Genomic DNA, 23,459 nt, shown 5'->3' on the forward strand with positions numbered 1-23,459 from the left:
AGGAGTGGTAATATGTTTCTAGCCTTAAGAGAAATGCGACATTCTAAAGCCAGATACCTGTTAATAATGGTAATCATGTTATTGGTTTCCTTTCTTGTACTTTTCGTAACGGGACTGGCCAGAGGATTAGCGTATGCTAATATCTCAGCAATAGAGAATATGCCGGCAAACTATTACGTGGTGCAGAAGGATGCGGATCAGACGTTTAGACGTTCTCAGTTAACGGATACGGAGCTTAATAGTGTTCGAGCAGTAGTAGGAGATAATAATGCCTCTTCACTCGCTCTACAGATGAGTACAGTGACTACGAACGATGTGGATACTAAAGCAGACGTAACTTTTTTCGCAGTTGATATGAACGGTTTACTGGCTCCAAAAGTGATTGAAGGTGACAAGATTACGAATGATACGCAGGGAAGTGTCATCGTTGATCGTGACTTGGAACAGTCGGGCATTAAGATTGGTAGCACGATCCAAGATCAGGCAACTGGGAAGGAATTTAAAGTTACAGGATATGTTGAGAATAGCTCATACAGCCATACCCCAGTAGTCTATATTAACAATAAAGATTGGCAGGAAATGAGACAAGGCGTTAATCAAGGTAGTGAGGCTACATCCGGAGCGCCTTTTAATGTAATTGCGCTTAATGCAAACGCAGGGCAAGTGGATAAGATCTCTGCTAGTACGAAAAATGTGGAAGTTATTACGCAAAAAGAAGCGATCTCTAATATTCCGGGTTATTCATCAGAACAAGGTTCACTGCTTATGATGATTGCCTTCCTGTTCGTAATCGCTGGTTTTGTTCTGGCTGTATTCTTCTATGTCATTACAATTCAGAAAACAAGCCAGTTTGGCATTCTGAAAGCCATGGGTACAAAAATGTCTTACTTGGCTTGGAGCGTTGTAGGGCAGGTCATGATATTGGCTATTGCAAGTCTAAGTATTAGCTTGCTGCTAACCTTTGGAATGAATCAGGTACTACCAGACACTATGCCGTTCCAACTGGAACCTTCTACGATTCTTTTAACCAGCGGCTTGTTCGTGGGGATGTCTCTTTTAGGATCACTTATTTCTGTCGCTAAAGTGGCAAAAGTAGATGCATTAGAAGCAATTGGGAGGGCTGGAGCATGAGTGCGAAATTATTGATGAAGCAAGTAACCAAGACCTACGGAGACGGCGATACAACGGTATCTGTTCTGAATAATTTGAATCTTATAGTCAATGAAGGGGAATTCGTTGCTGTCCTTGGACCTTCTGGAACAGGGAAGAGTACATTCCTATCAGCAGCGGGTGCGCTTCTTACGCCAACCAGTGGTGAAATATTCATAGACGGAGAATCTCTTACAGATAAAAGTAAAAGTGAGCTGACTGAGCTGCGATTAGAGAAGATAGGCTTTATGTTCCAAAGCGCACAGCTATTGCCTTACTTGAAGGTAGAAGAGCAGCTTCTCTTTGTAGCTAAACAGGGAAAGATGAGTTCTAAAGAAGCTAAGGAACGGGCAGCTGATTTGATGAAGCGTCTGGATATCTGGAAACGTCGAAACCATTATCCTGAGCAACTATCAGGCGGGGAGAAGCAACGTGTAGCTATCGCAAGAGCTTGGATGAATAAACCTGCAATCTTGTTTGCAGATGAACCAACAGCAAGCTTAGATTTCAAACGAGGCAGAGAAGTTGTGCAAATGATTGCTGACGAAGTAAAGAATGAGGGTAAAGCTGCTGTAATGGTCACTCATGATGAACGGATGCTCGAATGGTGTGATCGAGTGCTACATCTGGAAGATGGTCATTTGGTTGAACATGAGTTAAGCAAAATTTAGTAAAAAAACGATTCATGCTATTTATGGCATGAATCGTTTTTTTGGTGTGTGAACAATAGTTTGTTCTTATTTGTCAGCTATGGTGACTTGGCCTGAGCCATATGTGTCAAACCAGCCTTTAATCGTGTTGAAATCACTGCTGAATGACAGTGCCAGCTCTAATAGAATTCGGGCATGAGCTGCGTTCAGATTATCTCCGGCAATTATGCCATCACTTGAAGCATAGTTGGAACCGGAACCCGTACGCGTGGTAGACACGAAGATAACTCCGTTTTCCTTAATAGCTTTCGTACGAGCTTCTCCCATAGCTTTAGATACGCCGCCAGCCCCTGTGCCTGAAGTTACAATACCTTTTGCTCCATCTTGAACAAAACCTGTAATTGCCCCAGAACCGGCATCTTGATAAGCATAAGCAATTTCTACCTTAGGCATATCACTGCTCTTAATCTTCGTTAGATCGAATGGCGTTGCCCATTTGTCAGCGGTCAATAGTGCTCTGGAATTCGCTCGATAAATTCTTATATTATTCTCATCGATATATCCGAGGATTCCTAGTTGTGGAGATTCAAAAGTGTCTGTACGATAGGCATTCGTCTTGGTAACCTCTCTAGCCGTATGAATCTCGTCATTTAGCATGAGCACAGTACCGTAATATTTCGTCTTTCCGCTAGCTGCTAGTTTAATAGCGTTAAATAGATTGGCCTGAGCGTCACTTCCGATAACTGTCCATGGACGCATAGAGCCAGTTACTACGACAGGTTTGGAGCTACGCACTGTAAGATCAAGGAAATATGCAATTTCCTCCATCGTATCCGTACCTGTAGTAACAACGATGCCATCTTGGGTTTCTAGTGCTTTATCTACTTTTAAGGAGAGATCGTATAGTTGTTGCATGGTATACGAGCCAGAGCCTGCATTCCCAAATTGATAGCTAGTTACATCGGCGAACTTTTTAAGGTTAGGCAGTGCTTTAACCATATCTTCCATTAACAAAGTCCCGGCTTTATAGTTCTGGAAGCTGGTCTCATCCACAGATTTACCGGCAATAGTTCCACCGGTTGCTATGACTTGGACCTTTGGAAGCTTAACCGTTCCTTCAATCGTTTGGGTAACCTCAGCGGCGTAAGTGGTAGAAACGGGAAGCATTGTTGTAGCAGAGAAGAGTAGAGTGAAAGAGAGTCCTGCGGCAACAGTAGTTTTGGCGAGCATTGATTGTAATCCATTCATAGATGTAACCTCCCATTTGATTATGTATTCTCACATTCATGTTATTTTATATTACATAAACGTGATTCATGATTGGATTATATCTATGAATATATTATAATGACAAGTTTACTAACATATTAATAAAACGCTTAAATACACTATTAATAAAGGATATCTATTGATTTCTTGTGTATGCTATGAATTTTATTATATTATTTTTAAAGTGAAATATAATATTAATGTTATATTTTATTACATAATAATAGAGATGAATAAATAACATAATGCCGGACAATCTTTATGAGATTGTCCGGCATAGTTATTAGAAATACCTGACTACTTATCTTTTCTAGAGACAAGTAGTTTTTGAATAAAGACATGGGTAGCCATGGAGGAGGAGCTTTCTTTATGGCGAATGATGGAGAATTGTCTTTCAAGATGATGTTGTCTGATGGGAAGCTCACAGATTTCACCACTTGCTAATTCTTTGCGCACAATCCATCTGGAGAGCATCGCGATTCCCAAACCGGAGGCAACAGCTTCCTTAACTCCTTGACTACTGTTGAAGACATAGGATCTTTTGACAGAAATCTCTTCTTCTTGAATGAAATGATCACTGAAAGCACGCGTTCCAGAGCCAAGCTCTCGCAGAACCCAAACCTGATTTTGTAGCATCCCTTGCTCCACAGAGACTATTTTTGACAAAGGGTGGTTGGCCGGGGAAACGATAATCATCTCGTCCTTCATGTAAGGTGTAACGATCAGATCATTCTCATGGGCTTCTCCTTCGATAAACCCAATATCCAATTCATTGGCTCTTACCCCACCAATAATTTCTTCAGTATTACCGATCGTCACCTGAAGCTTGACTTGTGGGTATTGATTTGCAAATTCCGCAAGTCTTGAGGGTAATATATACTCTCCAATCGTAAAGCTCGCACCAATATGTATACTGCCAGTAACCTCATCCTGTAGCATTTGTATTTCCTGATGAGCTTCTTCGAAGTGGGCTAATATTTGTTTGGCGTGATTATAAAGTATTGTACCTGCTTCGGTTAATTTTACTTGTTTCGGAGATCGGTGTAGAAGCTTTGCGCCTAGTTCATTCTCAAGATTCCGGATATGTAGACTGACACCGGGTTGAGATAGATTCAGTAATTCTCCTGCTTTAGAGAAATGACTTTGCTCAGCAACTGTAACGAAAACCCGTAATGTATCCACAATCATAGAATTCCCTCTCTAAAAGTCCCGAATGTATTTAAAGTTCCTTATCAAGCACGAACTGAGCTTTCTTCTGCGAAAATCCAATACGTGTGGATAGTCTTGCAATTTCTTGTGTGTCGCTAAATGAAGCTGTCCTAATATTTATGATCATCCGCCACCTTAAAAAAATGTTGTTTCATGCTGTTTTTTTTATAGTTCATCTCATTCAGAGGAACATCTCTATGTGAATTACTTCGTACTATTTCGATAAGTGGATGGGGATAGACCCATCGTCTTTTTGAAATATTTAGAGAAATGAGCCAATTCCATGCCGACTTGTTCCGCAATATCTGAAATGCTGTAATCTGTGTAAGAAAGCTGTCTTTTAGCGTGCTCCATACGTTTCAATTGAACATAGGCCATTGGAGTCACCCCCATGAATCTTTTGAAATAAGGTATAAAATAGTTCGGGTGCAGGTGGACAAGCTCTGCTAGTTCATCAATCTCTATGGGCTTATTTAGACAATTATCGATGTAATGGAGCACATGAGCCAGCTTACCATGGTCTCCGGTGTGTATGAATTGCGTCATAAAGTCTGTATGACTACTGTCGCTCGATTCAAGACAAGTGGCAATGAGATTAAGCAAACAAGCCTGTGTGCGAAGGATAGATAAGACATCGTCCTTTTGAAATTGTTCGATCATCTCTACGAAAATTGCCCTTATTGAATCTGGATTAGGCGAATCACAGATGTATAATTTTTTCTCCGCATGGAATAAGGGCCATTCTCCAATGTCAGCATCAAAGTGGCAGTAATAACGGATATATGGATCATCGATAGAAGTTTCGGTAGTTTGTGTGCTCCCCGCAGGCATGATCATTATCTGACCTGGCTTCGGGTAGTAGGTAATCCCGTTTATAATTACTTTCCCCTCACCCCCATCAATAAAATAAAGCCGATTAAAAGCGGGGGTTTCCAGCGTGCGGTTCCATCCGGGATATCTATTACTAAGTTGGGCATGGGTCACAGTAACCTTGAGATTCTGCAGGAGACGTCCTGATAAGTTCCCTGAATTGTTCATCATTTAACTCCTTTAAATCTTTTGTATCCTCATTATAACGGTTTCATTTAACTAAAACATCTTACTCAAATACAAATAGTTCTTAATTTCGATCATGTTCATGTCCTTAAATAAAGTATATCCTCTAACCATAACCATTAATAAGGAAGTGATCAGAGATGGGTACAGTTCGTTATGGGATTATTGGTATTGGAAATATGGGAACCGCACATGCGCAAAGTCTGCTGAGTGAGATTAAGGGGGCTGAGCTTACAGCCGTATGTGATATAAGAGAAGAGCGTTTGAAATGGGCTGAAGAGCAGTTACCTGAGAATGTTAGGAAATATTCTACGCCGAAGGAATTATTCGAGTCACGTATCATGGATGCGGTATTAATCTGTACTCCGCATTATGATCACCCTACACTTGCAATCGAAGCTTTTCAGCATGGTTATCATGTACTAGTGGAGAAGCCGGCAGGTGTTTATACGAAAGCTGTTCAACAGATGAATGATGCTGCAGCACAGTCTGACCGCAAATTTGGAATCATGTACAATCAGCGTACAAATCCTTTGTATCAGAAGCTGAGAGATCTTATTCAGTCTGGTGAGTTAGGTGAGATCCGCCGGACGAATTGGATTATTACCGACTGGTATAGATCGCAGAACTACTATAATTCTGGTGGCTGGCGGGCGACATGGGCGGGTGAAGGTGGCGGGGTATTGCTTAATCAAGATCCTCATCAGCTAGATTTATGGCAATGGACGACAGGCATGATGCCGAAGCGGATAAGAGCATTTTGCCACTTTGGAAAATATCGCAACATTGAGGTTGAAGATGATGTAACCGCTTATGTGGAATACGAGAATGGCGCTACAGGTCTGTTTATTACTACAACTGGAGAGGCACCGGGAACTAATCGTTTTGAAATCAATGGCGATAATGGAAAAATCGTAGTGGAAGACGGGAAGCTAACCTTTTGGCGTTTGCGTACACCGGAGCCGCAGTTCAACGCAGAGTTTACGGGAGGTTTCGGTAGTCCGGAATGTTGGAAATGTGAGATACCTGTACAAGATGGCGGAGGGGAGCAGCATAAAGGAATTCTACGGAACTTTACGAATGCCATTTTACATGATGAGGCATTACTTGCTCCCGGGGAGGAAGGGATTAAGGGGCTAACCCTTTCAAATGCCATGTATTTATCGGCTTGGACGGACAATTGGGTGGAGCTTCCGATGGATTCGGATTTATTCTACGATAAGCTGATGGAAAAAGTAAAAAACTCGACTTTCCAAAAGGAAACCTCAGAAACTAAAACATTGAATGTTAAAGGAACTCATTAAATCGAAAGAGAGAGGTTAAATCCTATGAAACGTTCGACGATAGCGGCTCAAATGTACACGTTACGTGATTATACTCAAACTGCGGAGGATTTAAGATCAACTTTTCAAAAGGTATCGGCAATGGGTTATGAGAGCATTCAGATTTCATCCATTGGACCGATTAATCCGATGCTCGTTAAAGAATATGCGGATGAAGCGGGGCTGGCTATATGTGCGACCCATGTGTCCTGGGATCGGTTAGTGAATGATCTGGATGCGCTTGCCGCAGAGCATAAGCTGTGGAATTGCAAATATATTGGACTTGGAAGTTTACCAGAAGAATTTCGTACGGGACTTGAAAGCTACCGGAACTTTGCGAAATTGATATCTGAAATTGCAATAACATTAAAAGAACAACACGGTCTGCAATTTGTTTATCATAATCATGATTTTGAATTTGAACGCTTTGAAGGTACTACTGGAATGGAAGTACTGCTCAATGAGACTGATCCATCAGTTGGTTTCATACTTGATTTATATTGGGTGCAGGCAGGTGGCGCGAGTCCGGAAGAATGGATACGTAAAGTTGAAGGTAGAATGCAGGTTGTGCATTTAAAGGATATGGCGATAGTTGATAGAAAACAGGTTTTTGCTGAAATAGGCGAAGGAAACATGAACTATGCGGAGATCATTACTACTTGTCGTGAGACGGGTGTTGAATGGTACGTAGTGGAGCAGGATGTTTGTAGACGTGATCCTTTTGAGAGCTTAGAGATGAGTCTGCGCTATCTCATTAGCTTATTATAGAATCGATAAGAAACCATTAGGAGGATTCTGATGAATAGAATAGATGGGATGACCTATGCACCCACATATGAAGCTAAACCTGTAGTGAAGCCAGGTGAATTCATCATCGCAGCTATTGCACTCGATCACGGTCATATTTACGGGATGTGTAATGGGCTGGTTGAGGCTGGTGCAGAGCTGAAATGGGTATATGATCCGGATGAAGAGAAAGTTAGAGCATTCATAGCCAAATATCCTGGAGTTAGGGCTGCTGAGTCTATGGATGAAATATTGGAAGATCCAGAGGTTCGCTTAGTTGCAGCGGCAGCTATTCCTTCAGAACGAGGCCCCTTAGGAAATAAGGTTATGGCTCACGGGAAGGATTATTTTACAGATAAAACCCCTTTTACAACACTTGAACAACTGGATCATGCTAGAGCTATGGTCGCAGCAACCAATCAGAAGTATATGGTTTACTATAGTGAGCGTCTTCATGTTGAAAGCGCAATCTATGCGGGACAGTTGATCCGTCAGGGGGCTATTGGTCGTGTTCTTCAAGTCATTGGATTAGGGCCGCATCGTTTAAATGCATCTAGCCGTCCAGAATGGTTTTTTGAGCGGGAGAAATATGGCGGAATTCTATGCGATATTGGCAGCCACCAAATTGAACAATTTTTGTATTATACAGATTGTCAGGATGCTTCAGTTGTTCACAGTAAGGTAGCTAATTATAATCATTCGTCTTACCCTGAATTAGAGGACTTCGGTGATGCGACGCTTGTTGGGGACAATGGGGCAACCCAATACTTCCGTGTAGATTGGTTTACGCCAGACGGACTCGGAACCTGGGGAGATGGACGTACAATGATCATGGGAACTGAAGGGTACATTGAACTGCGCAAATACAGCGATATCGGGCGTTCAAATACACCGGATCATGTGTACTGGGTGAACGGGGAAGGGGAGCATTACGAACATGTAGCTGGAAAGGTTGGATTTCCGTTCTTTGGTGAACTTATCCTCGATTGTTTGAACCGGACGGAGCTGTCCATGACTCAAGCACATGTCTTCAAAGCTGCTGAACTATGTTTGAAGGCTCAAGCCCAAGCGACGAATCTAACTCCTAATCAACTAAAATAGCGAATGGAATAATGAATGGAGGTGGTAAAGATGAACAAACTTGGAGTAGCGATTATTGGCTGCGGGGCGATATTTCCTCTCCATGCTAAAGCAATATCAGCAATAAAAGATGTAAATCTACTTATTGTTGTAGATATTGATGCTGATAAAGCTACACGAGCGGGAATAGAATATGCCTGCGATGCCACTGATGATTATAGAGAAATATTAAATGATAATCGTATTGATGTTGTTCATCTCTGTACACCTCATCATCTTCATGCAGAAATGGCTGAAGAGCTATTACGTGCGGGGAAGCACGTGTTAACTGAAAAGCCAATCGCCGTGGACCTTTCTTCAGCCATGCGCATGCTGAAAGCAGCGCAAGTGAGCTCCGGCCAGCTTGGTGTGGTGTTCCAGAATCGTTATAATGATGCTTCCGTTTATATTAAGAAGACTATAGATTCTGGTGGTTTAGGGAAACTGCTTTGTATGAAAGGTGTCGTAACCTGGCATCGAAACGAAAGTTACTACAAAGATAGCAATTGGAGAGGAAGGTGGTCCACGGAAGGCGGAGGTGTTCTAATTAATCAGACCATTCATACCTTGGATTTACTACAGTGGTATGGGGGTGAGATTAAATCCGTGAAAGGCAGTATTACCACGGATGTGCTTGATGGCGTCATTGAAGTAGAAGATACTGCCCATGCTTGTATCGACTTTGCCAATAGTGTTCGCGGGCTGTTTTATGGCACGAATACCTATCTTGAGAACTCTCCGGTGGAGTTGGAGCTAGTTTTTGAAGAGGGGACGCTTAACCTCCGTCGAGAGCACTTATATCTTTGGAAAGATGGGAAGGAAACCTTGGTTTGTGAGCCTATGTTCAGTCCTGCGGAAGGCAAATCGTATTGGGGGACTGGGCATAAGAGACTAATTGAGGACTTCTATGACCATATTTTCAGTGGATCAAAGTTTTGGCTGGATGGTCCTGAGGGGATAAAGGCGCTGGAACTGGTGAAGCGTATTTATAGCTCATCGCAGAGGAACAAATAAGTCATAAATATAGCGAAGGCTGTTCCATATGTAGATTTATCTACGAATGAGGCAGCTTTTTCGTGTTTAGGGACTTCCCGCATTTGGTTAAACACTAAGAAGACTACGACTTGCAGAGGAAGATGGATTTGATTAATTCTCCTTAGTGGAATAATCTAAAGTAAGTATAGGTTATTAACAGCAAGATATCTGGAGGGTGCATACAATATGGAGAAAATACTACAGAACATTAGAACGAACACCAAGCTAATTTCCATTGTGCAGACCATTGTTTTTATCTTTGTCATATTATACGTACTGATGTTTCTTTCTGGTGGATTATTCACCACCTTTTTTATTATGCTTATTGCTTGTTTTGTTGGTGTAATTGCTGCTTTACTCATGCTAATTCGAAAAAGCTTCTTATGGGCAATTGTTGATCTTGCTGCTGCGGGCAGTATGTTCATTTATTTTATTTATAATGCTTAACTGTTATTAATCCTTGCAAGAAGCGGGTTTATGGCTGTAGCATAAGCTCCTTAACCTGGAGGACTTATTTCTCTCTTTTTTGCAAGCTTTTAAATAATTTATTTTTTTCATATAATAGTAGATATTAAATTTATAAATAATTGTAATACACTCGGATAAGGGTATAATTGAGACAGAAAAGGTGTGACGCCTAAGAAGGAGCGCCCACATCCTTTCTGCAAAATTCAGGGGATAAGGATGGTAATAATGGGCAAAAGTGCAACTGAAACAGACGTCATTTTAATTGGTGCTGGAATCATGAGTGCGACTTTAGGAACACTTTTAAAAGAATTAGTGCCGGATTGGAAGATTAAAGTGTTTGAAAAGCTCGAAAATGCAGGTGAGGAAAGCTCTAATGAATGGAATAATGCAGGAACTGGACATGCGGCGCTCTGTGAGCTTAACTACACTGTCGAAAAATCCGACGGAACTGTAGATATAAGTAAAGCCATCCAAATTAATGAACAGTTTCAACTTTCAATGCAATTTTGGTCTTATTTGGTAAATCGTAAGTTGATACATAATCCTCAGGATTTTATCATGCCCTTGCCCCATATGAGTTTGGTACTAGGGGAGAAGAATGTAGCTTTTTTGAAGAGAAGATTTGAAGCGCTGTCAAAAAATCCTTTGTTCCAAGGAATGGAATTTTCCGATGACTCTAGCAAATTAATGGAATGGATACCGCTTATTATACAAAATCGTCCATCGAATGAACCTATAGCAGCAACAAAAATCGACTCAGGCACAGATGTTAACTTTGGCGCTTTAACGCGTATGTTATTTGATCACTTAAAGAGTAAGAATGTAGATCTCCATTATAAACATAGTGTAGATGGAATCAAACGTACTGGCGATGGGTCGTGGGACTTGAGAGTGAAGAACGACAGCGGTACTATTGAACACCATACTGCAAAATTTGTCTTTGTTGGTGGCGGGGGAGGAAGCTTGCATATCCTGCAAAAATCCGGTATTCCTGAAGGGAAACATATTGGAGGATTCCCGGTAAGTGGAATATTTATGGTGTGTAATAAACCAGAAGTTATAGCCCAGCATCATGCAAAAGTATACGGTAAAGCTAAGGTTGGAGCGCCTCCAATGTCTGTTCCGCATCTGGATACTAGATTTATTAACAACAAAAAATCGTTGTTATTTGGACCGTTTGCTGGCTTCTCACCAAAATTTTTAAAAACCGGTTCAATGTTTGATTTGATCACTTCCGTAAAACCGGATAATCTCCTAACGATGCTGTCGGCAGGTGCAAAGAACATGTCTTTGACCAAATACCTGATCGAGCAAGTGTTGTTATCGAAAGAAAAACGCATGGAGGAATTACGAGAGTTTATCCCGAATGCCAAAATAGAGGATTGGGATCTAGTTGTAGCAGGCCAACGCGTACAGGTAATCAAAGATACAGAGGATGGCAAAGGAATCCTTCAATTCGGTACAGAGGTAATTAGCGCCGCAGATGGTTCGATTGCAGCATTGCTTGGGGCTTCCCCAGGTGCTTCTACGGCTGTTCATGTGATGCTTGAAGTACTTAATAAATGTTTCCCTCAGCATATAAAAGAGTGGGAACCGAAAATTAAAGAAATGATTCCTTCTTATGGCCTGTCACTACTGGAAAATCCAGAGCTTTTGCATGAAGTGCACACATTAACGGCAACTACATTGGGTCTAGGTGGAAAAGAGCGAGTGCATAGTTAAGCAATGATCAATCGCTCGAAAGTATGATAATTGACAGAGATTTTCTTCAAGAAAGCCTATGGATTTCATTCATAGGTTTTTTGTTTAGGGAAATTGAACAGAAAAGTGGGGTATATATGAAACGAGGAATCACTTTTAAGATTCCAAATGATTACGGGAAAGTACTTGGAGATCTTTTAAAGCCATTTAATACCGAAACATTCAATTGGTATATAGGTGGCGAGGAGTCTTATTTTATTCAAAACGATACATTAGGAGAGGTCATGTTCCATGAAGAAATTTATGGAATGGACGGCAGCGTTCTGAAAGAACTTTTGGAGAATAACGAATACTATATCATCTTTGCGAACTTCAAGGCTTTTCTACGAGAGAAGGATGTAATTGATGTTCAGACCTATGAGGAGTTCTTAAATAGTGATTGCCAGCTTGTACTTTTAGTCGTCGACAGTGAATATGCTACAGTTTATTGCAAAGACCAGGGGATGCTTGAAGCACTGTGTCATAACGCAATTTCAAATGGATATGAAGATGTTCAGTACATTACGAATGAGAATGACTTCAGAACAAGATTATCAGTATGGTAGAAGGAAACCGTAAGGTTGATTTGACGAACAAATCATTCATTTGTTACAATGACCCCATCAATTAGGAAAAGGATGAGGACGATGGTTCGTCGTTTGAAACGGTTTAAGAATGTCGCTACTGTATCAAGCTTCTAAGTATAAATGCTATAAATTACTTAGAAGCGAGGGAAAAGAATGAAACAACAGTTGTTTAACCACTGGTCAGAAACGAAGTATTTGAAGGATATTGTCACCAACCCAATGATTGAGGTAGGGGATTACTCGTACTACTCTGGGTATTACGATAATCATCATTTTGAAGACGGGTGCGTCAGATATCTTTGGGGAGACGAAACGTCAAGAAAGTTATTTAACCCGATCGAAGATTTTGGGTGGCATTTAGATAAATTGATTATAGGAAATTATGTTTGTATTGCAAGTGGTGTAATTATTTTAATGGGTGGTAATCACAATCATCATCCGGAATGGATTACCGTGTATCCTTTTGCGGACCAGATTGAAACCTCTTACGAACCCAAAGGGGATACGATCATAGAAAGTGATGCTTGGATTGGGATGAATGCAATGATTATGCCAGGTGTGAAAATAGGTGAAGGTGCTATTGTTGCGGCAGGCTCGGTTGTTGTAAAAGACGTTCCACCATATACAATAGTAGGTGGCAATCCTGCTAAAGAGATTAGAAAAAGATTTACAGATCGTGAAATCGAAAAGTTAAAGGAAATGCGTTGGTTTGATTGGAAACGTGAGAAAATTGAACAAGCTACGCCTATCTTTTCAAGTTCATCGATTGATCAATTATATGAGTTTTATCTAAGGGAAATAATTTCATAACATAATCACAACAGGCTGCCGCAAATATTCGGTAGCCTGTTCTTTTATCAGTTAAGGTAGTTTAACATAATTGTTGTTTACCAGATTAATCCTAATTAGTATGATAATATGAATGGGCTCATCTAATCTCTTGGGAGGAAAGTGTGCTAGATATATGAAATATATTGAATTTGGTCTAGGCAATACATGGTTTATTAGAACCGAAACGGAGTTAGAGGATGGAAGTGAATTTGAAGAAAAAGGAATTGTGAAACCGGTAAGGTTCCATTCTCTATATATCAGGATTTGGATTGGTAAAACTGTAGTAATCCTAGACTTAAAGCAAGGTTTTAAAAAAAGTAAGAAAAGTTATAACGCGTTTAAGATTATTTTTGGTATAACAAGTCTCTAGAATGGAGGGGCATACATATAACGACAAGATGGAGGAAACTATGGATAAAATATTAAATGAAATAGCCAATTTGATAAGCAGTAATGAAAAAAGAGTTACTATTGGGATTTCGGGACATGGTGCATCTGGAAAGACAACATTTGCCCATAATCTTTTAAAGCTTCTGGGTCATGAGAAAGTGAATTATATGAATACTGATCCCTATATTATCGGCTCTCATCTTAGAAAGTACACTGTAATCGATTATGATTATAACAATGAACGTCATCGTAATAAAATGACAGCTTGTCATCCTTCTGCTCATAATATATCTGCTCTAGAGAGAGACATCCGAATGATGCGAGATGGTTTAGATTTTTATACAATAGACACCAATTATTTAAAGAGTGCAATGATAGCTTCACAAAACAGAGTGAATATTGTAGAGGGCATGAGCGTTGCTTTTGCAGACCCGAATTTGTTTGATCTGAAGGTGTACTTATATACGGATGGAGACACTGAATTGATGAGAAGGAGTATACGTGATGTCTCTGAAAGAGGAACAGACATCAAATATTTAAGAAAATCTCATGAAGACCGTAGAATTCAATATGAGTTATTTATGCATCCTTTTCATCGAAACTTTGATATCATTATAAAAAATTCCAATGAAGGTTATATTCTTGAAAATGAATTCAGGAGGGAATTATGAATCTTGCAAATAAAGTAACAATCGCCAGAATATTATTAATCCCCATCTTTATAGTGCTTTTCTCAAAATATCCTGATTGGCCAGAGGGGATTTATTATGCAGCTATTGTTTTTTTACTCGCTTCAGCAACAGATAAACTAGATGGATATATTGCTAGGAAGTATAATCAAGTTACGAACCTTGGAAAGTTACTTGATCCATTAGCGGATAAGTTGCTCATTTCTGCTGCGTTGATTCTACTGGTAAGTCAGCAGATGTTATACGCATGGGTTGCTTTAGTTATTGTAGCGAGGGAAGTGATCATTACAGGGATTAGACTTGTTGCTGTCACTCAGAAAATAGTGTTGCAAGCTGATCGATACGGAAAAATTAAAATGGTATCGCAAGTTGTAGCAATTACTGCAGTTATGTTTACAAACCATCCATTCACCCTTTTTACGAAAATACCTATCGATCAAATCCTAATCTATATTTCACTAGTCATAACTATCTATTCAGGATTTAACTACATAAGAAATAACTATCGTTTTTTAAAATTAGAAGCATGAGCTCGATAAAAAGGTTGCTGAATAACAAATAGATAAAGGCGAATTCTCACTCCATTTCGAGTAAGAATTCGCCTTTATTTTATGTATATCCTTGTGTTTTTTACTTTAATAACGTCAATATATTTATGAGATTTACTGCAAATAAACCCATAACCCTTGCATGTGTATGCCAAGTCTAAGCTCAAATCTGAACTATTGACACAAAAGTGTATTACACGTATAGTACATAAATAAGATGTATGAACCACTTAGTACACACACTTAGTATATGGAGTTGGTTGTATGACAGAAGAACAAAAATCAGGTGTCAGCTTTAATATTCGAGAACCGGTATATATTCAAGTTGTCCGTTACTTTAAAGAACAGATTGCTACAGGGCAAATCGGAGCAGGAGACAAGATTCCTTCACGGCGTGAGCTGGCATCAGTAATGAAGATTAATGCGAACACGGCACAGAAGGCATATAAGGAAATGGAGGAACAGGGTTTGATCGTAACAGAAGGAAATTCCCCAAGTCGAATTACACAGGATCAGCAAATACTAAGCTCGATTCGTGCTGAATTAATCGAAAGTGCAGTGGATATATTCATCGGTTCCATTCGGAATATTCAAATTCCAGTTGAAGAACTGGTAGACATCATAAAGACAAAATATACATCGGAGCGATCTCCAGAGGGTGGTGACACAAGATGATCCAAGTGAATCAGATGGTGAAGAATTACGGATTCAAGAAGGTACTAAATGGCGTTAGCTTCACTGCTGCCAAGGGAGAGATCACCTGCCTGATCGGAATCAATGGTGCCGGAAAGTCAACGGTGCTGAAGTCCATCATGGGACTGACACCATACAAAGGTGAAGTCTTAATCGATAATGCATCACTAACACCTGCGATGTATGAGAAAATGACTTTTATTCCAGATTCGTTAACGATGCCCTCCAATATGCGAATAGCTGATTGCTTCAGCTTTATGGCTGACTTTTATCGGAATTGGAACGCTGAACGTGCAGAGGAATTGCTTAAGTTCTTCCAGTTGAGCTCGAAAGATCGCGTGTCTTCATTGTCGAAGGGGATGGCTGCAAAGTTAAATTTGTTGCTCGGACTTGCCTTGGATTGTGATTACATCCTAATGGACGAACCGTTCTCGGGGATTGATATGTTCAGCCGCGAGCAAATTACTGATGTGTTCACGAGTGAATTGATCGAGGATCGTGGTGTGATTATTACAACTCATGAAATTAACGATATTGAGCATTTAATTGATAAAGTGGTCTTGCTACAGCATGGGAAGGTAGAACGTGAATTCTACTGTGAAGAAGTTCGCGAGCAGGAAGGTAAGTCCATTACGGACGTAATGAGAGAGGTGTACATGAAATGAGAGCTTTTGTGAAGCTATTGAATTTTGAAATGAACCGATTTGCCAAAATATATTTTGGACTCCTGGTGCTGACAGTCGCCTTGCAACTTGTAGCAGTCACCCTCGGTGCTAATCATTGGCTGGATTCTGCGAATGAGGCAATGAGAGTGAATCAATGGACCCTTGAGCAATATCACAATGTGACTGGATATATTCAGCTAAACAGTATGATGTATGCTCGCTATAATGGACTTCTATATTTCGGACCCATATTTTTGAGCATCACAGTGTTGCTAATATATAGCTGCTTCATCTGGTACCGTGACTGGAGAGGTAAAAATACGGTAGTATATCGCCTGCTCACGTTGCCATCCAATCGGGCGAATTTGTATTTTGCCAAGCTGGTTACGATCTTGCTATTCGCATTTGGACTTGTCGCCCTGCAAATTATCCTTGTTCCACTGGAGCGTTTGATAGCACAGTCGATTCTTCCTGCTGAATTATATCGGAACATCTCGGTATTTGATTTTTTGAAGTATCCTACTGTGCTTAAAGTTCTGGTTCCGCCCTACTTTTCTGAGTTTGTACTATACTATGGACTGGGCATTATTGGCTTGATCGTCTTGTTCACAGTGATTCTAATCGAGCGGAGCTACAGACTGAAAGGGATTGGCTTTATCGTACTATATTTAGCGGTTCTGGCTGGACTAGCCTCAATACCATTTCTTATGGGTTATAGCAGTTACGATAGCTACTTCTATCCAGGTGAAATCATAGGCGCTTGTCTCGGATTAATAGTGATCATTGTTGGAGGTTCGCTTTGGTACAGCTTGTATCTATTGCGTAAGAAAATATCGGTATAATTGAAGGGGTATGGAGGTTAAGGAATGAGAAAATATATGGTTACCGCCGTTCTTATAGTGTTCGCGGTTGTTACAATCGGGACGTATTATGTACAAGCTTCACAAGAGACACCACCTAATTATAAGCTGACGACGGTTCAAGGGGATGCTTCCCTCGTTGAAGGTATAGCTGTATACGGAAACTACATGATTAAGGATAGTACTTTTGGCATCAAACGAGCTTATATCACGACAAATGGTACAGATTATCCAGATGAAAAGTCTGCGATTAGCCAAAGTTTAAATCGAAGACCAATGAAAACGCAATTGGATCAGTGGATTGAAGAGCATCGTCAGTTCATGCGCGGTAAGACAAACACATCTGGTTTCTATGAGAATGAGGAAATGCTTGCTTATGTTAAGGCGACAGTAGATACGAAGCGATCAAATGATTCATCAGCGAAGAGAAATGCAAAGCTTAGTATTTCTGTACTCAACAAGCAGAAGAACAATACGCTTGAAATCACATCCGATATCAATGTAGATCATGATATTTCAGATATGTATGTACAAAATGTACAGCTTATTGATCAGCAGCTTGTTGCTATGGTGTTTATGAATCACAGTGCCAAAGGTTATGTATCTGAACCGCAGATCCTCCGTGTCAATCTAACCACAAAAGAGATTAAGAATGAGCCGCTCGCGTTACCAGGCGGTAAATCTGTAGCGGCAGACGGGGATACTCAATATGCATGGCTAGCCAATCAAAATCGGGAGCACACTGAGCAATGGATTTTAAGGATTAGTAGAGATAATCATAGAAAGGCATATCAAGTGGATGTCAAGACAGGGCAAATCTCGCCGCTCACGTTCCAAGGGCATGAAATGTTATTGAATAATATTATGTACGCCTATGGACAGAAAATTTATTTCCTGCAAAAAGCTGTATCGAGTAAGGAAAATATAGGATTCACTGTTATTTCTTACGATCTCGTGAGTAAAGAATATGAGACTACTCTGAAGAATACAAATATAGATTTAAGTGAAAACATTACCTATGCTTTTAAACAAGACCATCTCTATATTATGGGTTATAAGAATTTCAAAGGTAATCGTCTATATGTATTCAATTTGACAAGCGGTAACCTTGAGTACGAAGGAAAAGTAATATCAACAGAGGCCGCAAATCAGGCTGAAGATGAAGCTAACATGGATTTGAATTTTATCGATCTCGGTCAGTTCTAGCATAATTTTTAGAATAGAAAATGAGATATAAAGAGACATAAAGAGATATAAAGAGATATAAAAAGGTGACAAAGGCCGGGCTAATGACTTTTAATAGTCAATTAGCTCGGCCTTTTAGTCGTAAAATATAAAACAGTCATTAAACACTATTTTTCGATTAAAATATATTGTAAAACGATAAACTATATGTTAGATTCAATTTTGAAAATAACTTTGTGAGGTGTGTTTTATGAAACTTGGATCAACGCTTTTTTTAAGGATAGCTGTTGTTCTTATTGGACTTCCAGTTCTTGCCTTGTGTATAATTTTTGTGCCTGCGATTTCGAATTATGCAGCAGAATTATACCCTGATCAAACCTATATTAAATATCTCTTGTACATTGATTTGTATGCATCGGCGATACCTTTTTACTTTGCATTGTATCAAGCGATCAAATTGTTAGGGTATATTGACAACAACAACGCTTTCTCAGAATTATCTGTAAAGGTATTAAAAAATATCAGGAACTGTGCAATTGCTATCAGTGGAATTTATGTAGTGGGATTGCCACTTTTCTATCTCGTCGCGGAGAGAGATGATGCCCCAGGGTTCATTGTCATTGGGGTGGTTGTGATTTTTGCTTCCATGGTGATTGCAGTGTTTGCTGCGGTGCTCCAAAAGCTTTTGAAGGAAGCTATTGATATAAAATCAGAAAATGACTTAACGGTCTGAGGAGAAAACAATGGCGATTATTATTAATATTGACGTGATGCTGGCTAAAAGAAAAATGAGCGTGACCGAGCTTTCGGAGCGGGTTGGAATAACAATGGCTAATCTGTCTATATTGAAAAATGGAAAGGCGAAAGCGGTTCGATTATCAACATTAGAGGCGATCTGCAAAGCTTTAGATTGTCAGCCTGGCGATATTTTAGAATACAAAAGTGACGATGAGACTTAAGAAATAAATGAATAGTAGAGGCAGGGCTCTTTTCTCAATCTTTATGAGAAGGGGGCCTTTTTGATGTGCAATAATTGGAGGTGAAAAATAATAAGGGGATATATTAATGATAAAAAATAATTGTAATACAATCAAAATATATTGAATAACGATAAATTATGTGATAAATTGAATCCAGATTATTAACTTTGTGAGGTGCAGTTTATGAAACGAGAAACACTCTTTTTAAAGATAGTTGTAATTCTTATTGGACTTCCGGTTCTTGCTTTGTGTATTTTTTGGTTACCTACGATACCTAACAAGGCAGCTGGAGATTATCCGGTGTATTTGGTTTATCCCGTTCTTATAGGGGTGTATGTAACAGTGATAGCCTATTTCGTAGCTTTATATCAGGCGTTAAGACTTCTAAGCTATATTGACAAGAACAAAGCGTTCTCAGAACTATCCATTAAGGCTTTAAAAAATATAATTTACTGTGCAATCATCATCAGTATCTTATATGCGGCAGGTATGCCACTTATTTACGAAATGGCACAGGAAGCCGATGCACCAGGTCTAATCGTACTTGGACTTGTCATGACTTGTGCTCCAATTGTGATTGCGGTCTTTGCTGCTGTTCTTCAAAAGCTCTTGAAAAATGCCATAGAAATAAAATCAGAAAATGACTTAACAGTCTGAGGTGAAAATAATGGCGATTATAGTGAATATTGACGTGATGTTAGCTAAAAGAAAAATGAGCGTTACAGAGCTTACAGAAAGGGTCGGAATAACAATGGCCAATCTTTCTATATTGAAAAATGGAAAAGCAAAAGCGATTCGACTATCAACATTTGATGCGATTTGTAAAGCTTTAGAATGTCAGCCTGGAGATATTTTAGAATACCGAAAAGAGTAGCATGAGCTGGAAAGGAGAGAGCATCATTGAAATCAACAACGCAGTTTCTGCATTTTGGCTATCATCAGGCGATGAGTTGCATATTTCCTATTGCGATCTTTGGGACTTTAGCTCTCTCTAACGTAATAGATCTGCCTTACATTTACCGATATGATGCCATTCTTATTATATTGCTTACCGTTCAATACCTTATGTACCGTACTGGATTAGAGACGCTAGATGAAATTAAAGTCATCTGTGTATTTCACATTATTGGTTTGCTGCTGGAAATTTATAAGATAAGAATGGGGTCATGGTCATACCCTGAACCCGGGCTAACCAAGGTGTTTGGAGTGCCACTGTATAGCGGGTTTATGTACGCGAGCGTCGCGAGCTATATGTGTCAAATTTGGCGTAGACTGAAAATGGATTTGACGGGCTGGCCGGGACTTGCTGCTGCTGGATCGCTCGGAGCAGCTATCTATCTGAACTTTTTCACGCATCACTTCATTCCTGATTTTCGCTGGTGGCTAAAGGGGCTTGTACTCATTGTTTTTTGGAAGACTTGGATCATTTATCGGGTACGAAACACTACTTATCGGATGCCCTTGACACTGGCTTTTTTCTTAGTAGGTTTTTTTATCTGGTTAGCTGAGAATATCGCTACATTCTTTAATGCTTGGAAATACCCAGATCAGAATCAGGTATGGCATGTGGTTAGTGTCAGTAAGATCAGTTCATGGTTCCTTCTGGTCATTATTAGTGTCATTATAGTTGCTCAGCTTAAACATGTTAAAGCTAACCGTAACGCGAAAGAGTAGAGTATTGTCTTCAAAGGAAATAGTAGTACATGGAGTAAGAACAAATTAGTGATGAGGGGGAGATGAGATGGAATATACAGATTTAAAAGAATTGCAGGATGTGTTTTTCTTTGGTCTAATAGAGCCGGAGGTAAATCAACTAAGGTTATCTTTTTGTAAAAGCAAAGCTAGTGATATAGCTGAACCATTTATAGATGGTGAGAAAAGCTCTCCCATAATACAAGTTGATTTTCACTCCTATATTGCATATTCGATTAGAAATGAATTCTTTACTTCTTGGGATGATTACGAGGAATTTGACGGAAAAACATTTAGGATTTATAAGAAATCAAGGTATCTTGATTTTATTTCTAATGGAATATTCGCATCAAAGGATTTTCCAAAACCATATAAGCACTATGGGATCTGTTGTATTGACCATGTCGTTGATATTATTTCAACATCGGAACCAGTTGTAAGGGAAATTATATAGATCTGAATTTCTTTCCAGAGTATAGAAGAAAGTAGCTGATTGCACATGCTTGTCTTTTTTAACGATTAGAGTTATTATGGATTTTCAAAGTCGTTAATGGAGGTGCTGAATGAAATATTCCCAAGCGACAGACTATGCGCTTCATGCAATGCTTTATCTGGTGACGGCGGCGTCCGATAAGCCTGTAGGTGTTCAATTACTTGCTGAGAAGCTGGGTGTTTCGCAAACCTATCTGTCCAAAATGATGACCAAGCTAGTCAAGGCTGGATTGATTCAATCTGCACCCGGAGCAAACGGTGGGTATCGTCTCAGACGGAAGTCCGAAGAGATCTCTTTTCTGGATATTATCCATGCGATCGAAGGGACTGCATCTTTGTTCGAATGTAGCTTGGATCACGGTAGCGAGTGCCTGATTCAACAGGTTGTTATTGACGCTGAAAGACAGATGGAGCAGTACTTGGAGAACAAGAAAATTGCAGATTTGGCGAAAACAATGAAGACGGAGTAAAGATCCGTTCTTTTTTGAATATAATTAAAGATAATATAAGTCCGTAATGACTTTAATATAAAGGAGAATGAAATATGACGGAATTCTGGGAATCAAGCTTTATAGAAAAACAAACGATGTGGGGATTTGAACCTACAGACTCTGCGATCGCCACTAAGGACTTTTTCCTTGAGAGGAATGTTAAAGACATATTGGTACCAGGGATTGGATATGGCAGGAATGCAAAGGTTTTTATAGAGAGTGGGATAAATGTAACGGGTATTGAGATTTCTCAAACAGCAATTGATTTGGCGAGGCAAAATGGAATTGATATTAGCATTTTTCATGGTTCAGTGAATGACATGCCGTATGATAATAACCTCTATGAAGGAATATTTTGCCATGGTCTTATTCATCTGTTGAATAAAAGTGAAAGAGAAAAGTTCATTAAGGATTGCTACAACCAGTTAAAGCCAGGTGGTTATATGATTTTTACAACAGTTTCGAAAAATGCTCCAATGTTTGGAAAAGGTACTCTATTGGATAAAAATTACTATGAGACAGATTATGGCGTGAAAATATTTTTTTATGATGCTGAATCCATTACACAAGAGTTTGAAACCTATGGACTAGTTGAGTTCTCTGAAATTGACGAGCCGCACAAGGACATGATCAATAAACCGTCGATAAACTTTTTAATGGTAAAATGTAAGAAAGAACTATAGAAAAATTTCGACATATCGAAGATAATATATTTCAAAAGAAGGCAGGTGTTATGTTGATGAGCAATATTATTGATTATTACTCAAGCTTTGACGAGTGGGGCAGGCTGGATAGAGAACCTTTAGAGTTCATTATTAATCTCCATTATATCAAGAAATATATGCCATCAGCTGGGAAGGTGCTGGATAATGGCGCAGGACCCGGTAAATACGCGATGGAACTGGCTAAGCTCGGATATACAGTAACCCTTTCAGATATCACACCTAAATTAGTTGAAGTAGCAACGGAAAAGGCAGCTGAACTAGAATTAACTAAGCAATTTGACGGGTTTCATAACTTAAATGCTATTGATTTAGAAGGAATACCTAATGAGAATTATGATGTTTCATTGATGCTCGGTCCTTTGTATCATTTGCAGAAGGAAGAGGAACGAATTTTAGCAGTAAAAGAGTTGCATCGCGTGACCAAGCAAGATGGCTTAGTATTCGTGGCTTTTCAAAGTCGAATGAGAATGACCATTAATTCGTTACAATCCCCGCAGCAGTGGAAACCGAACGATAATATGAACACCATCAATGAATTCTATGAGAGCGGAATCTTTAATCATAGTGACAAGGGCCGATTTACAGGTGCTTATTATTTTAACATTGATGAGATTCAGCCTTTCATGGAAAGGAATGGATTTGAGTCGATAGATTTAATTGGTTCATCAAGTATTGCAGCCATGTTATCTGCAGAGCAGCAACAGTATTGGACTCACCAAGAGGGGGAAGAGAGCTTGATTAACTTTCTCATATCCAAAGCAAATGATCCCTCAATCTTGGGCATCTCATCCCATTTGTTATACATCGGTAAAAGAAAATAAAAAAGAG

At 39.6% G+C, this 23,459-nt stretch carries 29 protein-coding genes; 26 read left to right on the top strand and 3 right to left on the bottom strand.

Annotation, left to right across the window (positions count from 1 at the left end; translation table 11 throughout):
- Positions 1 to 12 precede the first annotated feature (12 nt).
- Together MKX41_RS06930 and MKX41_RS06935 are read left to right on the top strand one after the other, a co-directional pair.
- Positions 13 to 1,131, top strand: a complete 1,119-nt coding sequence (locus MKX41_RS06930) for an ABC transporter permease (RefSeq protein WP_076286351.1) — start codon at positions 13 to 15, stop codon at positions 1,129 to 1,131.
- Positions 1,128 to 1,820: an ABC transporter ATP-binding protein gene (locus MKX41_RS06935; protein ID WP_042187892.1), complete on the top strand. Its 693-nt coding sequence runs from the start codon at positions 1,128 to 1,130 to the stop codon at positions 1,818 to 1,820. The genes MKX41_RS06930 and MKX41_RS06935 overlap by 4 nt, the downstream gene beginning before the upstream one ends.
- A 66-nt stretch (positions 1,821 to 1,886) precedes the next feature.
- Here the strand turns inward: MKX41_RS06935 and MKX41_RS06940 are convergent, their stop codons facing one another.
- The 3 genes from MKX41_RS06940 to MKX41_RS06950 all read right to left on the bottom strand — a co-directional run bounded on the left by MKX41_RS06940 (position 1,887) and on the right by MKX41_RS06950 (position 5,318).
- Positions 1,887 to 3,047 (bottom strand): asparaginase, encoded by a 1,161-nt coding sequence (locus MKX41_RS06940; RefSeq protein ID WP_076286350.1) that lies wholly within the window; start codon positions 3,045 to 3,047, stop codon positions 1,887 to 1,889.
- Between the two features lie 318 nt (positions 3,048 to 3,365).
- On the bottom strand, positions 3,366 to 4,256 hold the full coding sequence (locus tag MKX41_RS06945) for a LysR family transcriptional regulator (RefSeq protein WP_340969252.1): 891 nt from the start codon (positions 4,254 to 4,256) through the stop codon (positions 3,366 to 3,368).
- A 225-nt stretch (positions 4,257 to 4,481) separates the two neighbouring features.
- Positions 4,482 to 5,318, bottom strand: coding sequence for a helix-turn-helix domain-containing protein (locus MKX41_RS06950; RefSeq protein ID WP_339247883.1), 837 nt, complete (start codon positions 5,316 to 5,318; stop codon positions 4,482 to 4,484).
- A gap of 155 nt (positions 5,319 to 5,473) precedes the next feature.
- Between MKX41_RS06950 and MKX41_RS06955 the strand changes: the two genes are divergently transcribed.
- The 24 genes from MKX41_RS06955 (at position 5,474) to MKX41_RS07070 (ending at position 23,452) form a co-directional block, all read left to right on the top strand.
- Entirely contained in the window at positions 5,474 to 6,637 is a 1,164-nt protein-coding gene (locus tag MKX41_RS06955; protein ID WP_339271052.1) for a Gfo/Idh/MocA family protein, read from the top strand.
- A gap of 24 nt (positions 6,638 to 6,661) precedes the next feature.
- Entirely contained in the window at positions 6,662 to 7,423 is a 762-nt protein-coding gene (locus MKX41_RS06960; RefSeq protein WP_340969253.1) for a sugar phosphate isomerase/epimerase family protein, read from the top strand.
- 30 nt (positions 7,424 to 7,453) lie between these two features.
- Positions 7,454 to 8,542, top strand: a complete 1,089-nt coding sequence (locus tag MKX41_RS06965; protein WP_340969255.1) for a Gfo/Idh/MocA family protein — start codon at positions 7,454 to 7,456, stop codon at positions 8,540 to 8,542.
- A gap of 30 nt (positions 8,543 to 8,572) precedes the next feature.
- A complete protein-coding gene (locus tag MKX41_RS06970) occupies positions 8,573 to 9,574 on the top strand; it encodes a Gfo/Idh/MocA family protein (protein WP_340969256.1) in 1,002 nt (333 codons plus the stop codon).
- Positions 9,575 to 9,781: 207 nt separating this feature from the next.
- Positions 9,782 to 10,042 (top strand): hypothetical protein, encoded by a 261-nt coding sequence (locus tag MKX41_RS06975; RefSeq protein ID WP_339271060.1) that lies wholly within the window; start codon positions 9,782 to 9,784, stop codon positions 10,040 to 10,042.
- A 246-nt stretch (positions 10,043 to 10,288) separates the two neighbouring features.
- Positions 10,289 to 11,785: a malate:quinone oxidoreductase gene (locus MKX41_RS06980; RefSeq protein WP_340969258.1), complete on the top strand. Its 1,497-nt coding sequence runs from the start codon at positions 10,289 to 10,291 to the stop codon at positions 11,783 to 11,785.
- 116 nt (positions 11,786 to 11,901) lie between these two features.
- The gene (locus tag MKX41_RS06985) at positions 11,902 to 12,369 is read left to right on the top strand and encodes a DUF2691 family protein (RefSeq protein WP_340969259.1); all 468 of its coding nucleotides are present in this window, start codon (positions 11,902 to 11,904) and stop codon (positions 12,367 to 12,369) included.
- Positions 12,370 to 12,543: 174 nt separating this feature from the next.
- Positions 12,544 to 13,200 carry a CatB-related O-acetyltransferase gene (locus MKX41_RS06990; protein ID WP_340969261.1) on the top strand — a complete coding sequence of 219 codons (657 nt, stop codon included), beginning with the start codon at positions 12,544 to 12,546 and terminating at the stop codon, positions 13,198 to 13,200.
- Between the two features lie 154 nt (positions 13,201 to 13,354).
- Positions 13,355 to 13,591: a DUF3977 family protein gene (locus tag MKX41_RS06995; RefSeq protein ID WP_076285828.1), complete on the top strand. Its 237-nt coding sequence runs from the start codon at positions 13,355 to 13,357 to the stop codon at positions 13,589 to 13,591.
- A 40-nt stretch (positions 13,592 to 13,631) separates the two neighbouring features.
- A complete protein-coding gene (locus tag MKX41_RS07000) occupies positions 13,632 to 14,282 on the top strand; it encodes a uridine kinase family protein (RefSeq protein WP_340969264.1) in 651 nt (216 codons plus the stop codon).
- Positions 14,279 to 14,830: a CDP-diacylglycerol--glycerol-3-phosphate 3-phosphatidyltransferase gene (gene pgsA, locus MKX41_RS07005; protein WP_339803589.1), complete on the top strand. Its 552-nt coding sequence runs from the start codon at positions 14,279 to 14,281 to the stop codon at positions 14,828 to 14,830. The genes MKX41_RS07000 and pgsA overlap by 4 nt, the downstream gene beginning before the upstream one ends.
- Before the next feature lie 282 nt (positions 14,831 to 15,112).
- Positions 15,113 to 15,523 (top strand): GntR family transcriptional regulator, encoded by a 411-nt coding sequence (locus tag MKX41_RS07010; RefSeq protein WP_042187923.1) that lies wholly within the window; start codon positions 15,113 to 15,115, stop codon positions 15,521 to 15,523.
- Positions 15,520 to 16,206, top strand: a complete 687-nt coding sequence (locus tag MKX41_RS07015; protein ID WP_339803592.1) for an ABC transporter ATP-binding protein — start codon at positions 15,520 to 15,522, stop codon at positions 16,204 to 16,206. The genes MKX41_RS07010 and MKX41_RS07015 overlap by 4 nt, the downstream gene beginning before the upstream one ends.
- The gene (locus MKX41_RS07020; RefSeq protein WP_076285824.1) at positions 16,203 to 17,048 is read left to right on the top strand and encodes a hypothetical protein; all 846 of its coding nucleotides are present in this window, start codon (positions 16,203 to 16,205) and stop codon (positions 17,046 to 17,048) included. The genes MKX41_RS07015 and MKX41_RS07020 overlap by 4 nt, the downstream gene beginning before the upstream one ends.
- Positions 17,049 to 17,072: 24 nt before the next feature.
- Positions 17,073 to 18,272: a hypothetical protein gene (locus tag MKX41_RS07025; protein ID WP_340969266.1), complete on the top strand. Its 1,200-nt coding sequence runs from the start codon at positions 17,073 to 17,075 to the stop codon at positions 18,270 to 18,272.
- Positions 18,273 to 18,501: 229 nt separating this feature from the next.
- Positions 18,502 to 18,984 (top strand): DUF2975 domain-containing protein, encoded by a 483-nt coding sequence (locus MKX41_RS07030; RefSeq protein ID WP_076298949.1) that lies wholly within the window; start codon positions 18,502 to 18,504, stop codon positions 18,982 to 18,984.
- 10 nt (positions 18,985 to 18,994) lie between these two features.
- Complete coding sequence (locus MKX41_RS07035; RefSeq protein ID WP_340969267.1) at positions 18,995 to 19,210, top strand: helix-turn-helix domain-containing protein; 216 nt, start codon at positions 18,995 to 18,997, stop codon at positions 19,208 to 19,210.
- Between the two features lie 204 nt (positions 19,211 to 19,414).
- Positions 19,415 to 19,888: a DUF2975 domain-containing protein gene (locus tag MKX41_RS07040; RefSeq protein WP_339271072.1), complete on the top strand. Its 474-nt coding sequence runs from the start codon at positions 19,415 to 19,417 to the stop codon at positions 19,886 to 19,888.
- 10 nt (positions 19,889 to 19,898) lie between these two features.
- Complete coding sequence (locus MKX41_RS07045; protein ID WP_042127462.1) at positions 19,899 to 20,105, top strand: helix-turn-helix domain-containing protein; 207 nt, start codon at positions 19,899 to 19,901, stop codon at positions 20,103 to 20,105.
- Positions 20,106 to 20,131: 26 nt separating this feature from the next.
- Positions 20,132 to 20,905 (top strand): DUF817 domain-containing protein, encoded by a 774-nt coding sequence (locus MKX41_RS07050; protein ID WP_340969269.1) that lies wholly within the window; start codon positions 20,132 to 20,134, stop codon positions 20,903 to 20,905.
- A 67-nt stretch (positions 20,906 to 20,972) separates the two neighbouring features.
- Entirely contained in the window at positions 20,973 to 21,377 is a 405-nt protein-coding gene (locus MKX41_RS07055) for a hypothetical protein (RefSeq protein WP_340969271.1), read from the top strand.
- Positions 21,378 to 21,486: 109 nt separating this feature from the next.
- A complete protein-coding gene (locus tag MKX41_RS07060; protein ID WP_042127470.1) occupies positions 21,487 to 21,885 on the top strand; it encodes an RrF2 family transcriptional regulator in 399 nt (132 codons plus the stop codon).
- A gap of 74 nt (positions 21,886 to 21,959) precedes the next feature.
- The gene (locus MKX41_RS07065; RefSeq protein WP_042187938.1) at positions 21,960 to 22,589 is read left to right on the top strand and encodes a class I SAM-dependent methyltransferase; all 630 of its coding nucleotides are present in this window, start codon (positions 21,960 to 21,962) and stop codon (positions 22,587 to 22,589) included.
- Between the two features lie 56 nt (positions 22,590 to 22,645).
- On the top strand, positions 22,646 to 23,452 hold the full coding sequence (locus MKX41_RS07070) for a class I SAM-dependent methyltransferase (protein WP_340974835.1): 807 nt from the start codon (positions 22,646 to 22,648) through the stop codon (positions 23,450 to 23,452).
- Positions 23,453 to 23,459: the final 7 nt, after the last annotated feature.

It is taken from the genome of Paenibacillus sp. FSL R5-0475 (assembly GCF_038004585.1).
GTDB lineage: Bacteria > Bacillota > Bacilli > Paenibacillales > Paenibacillaceae > Paenibacillus_AQ.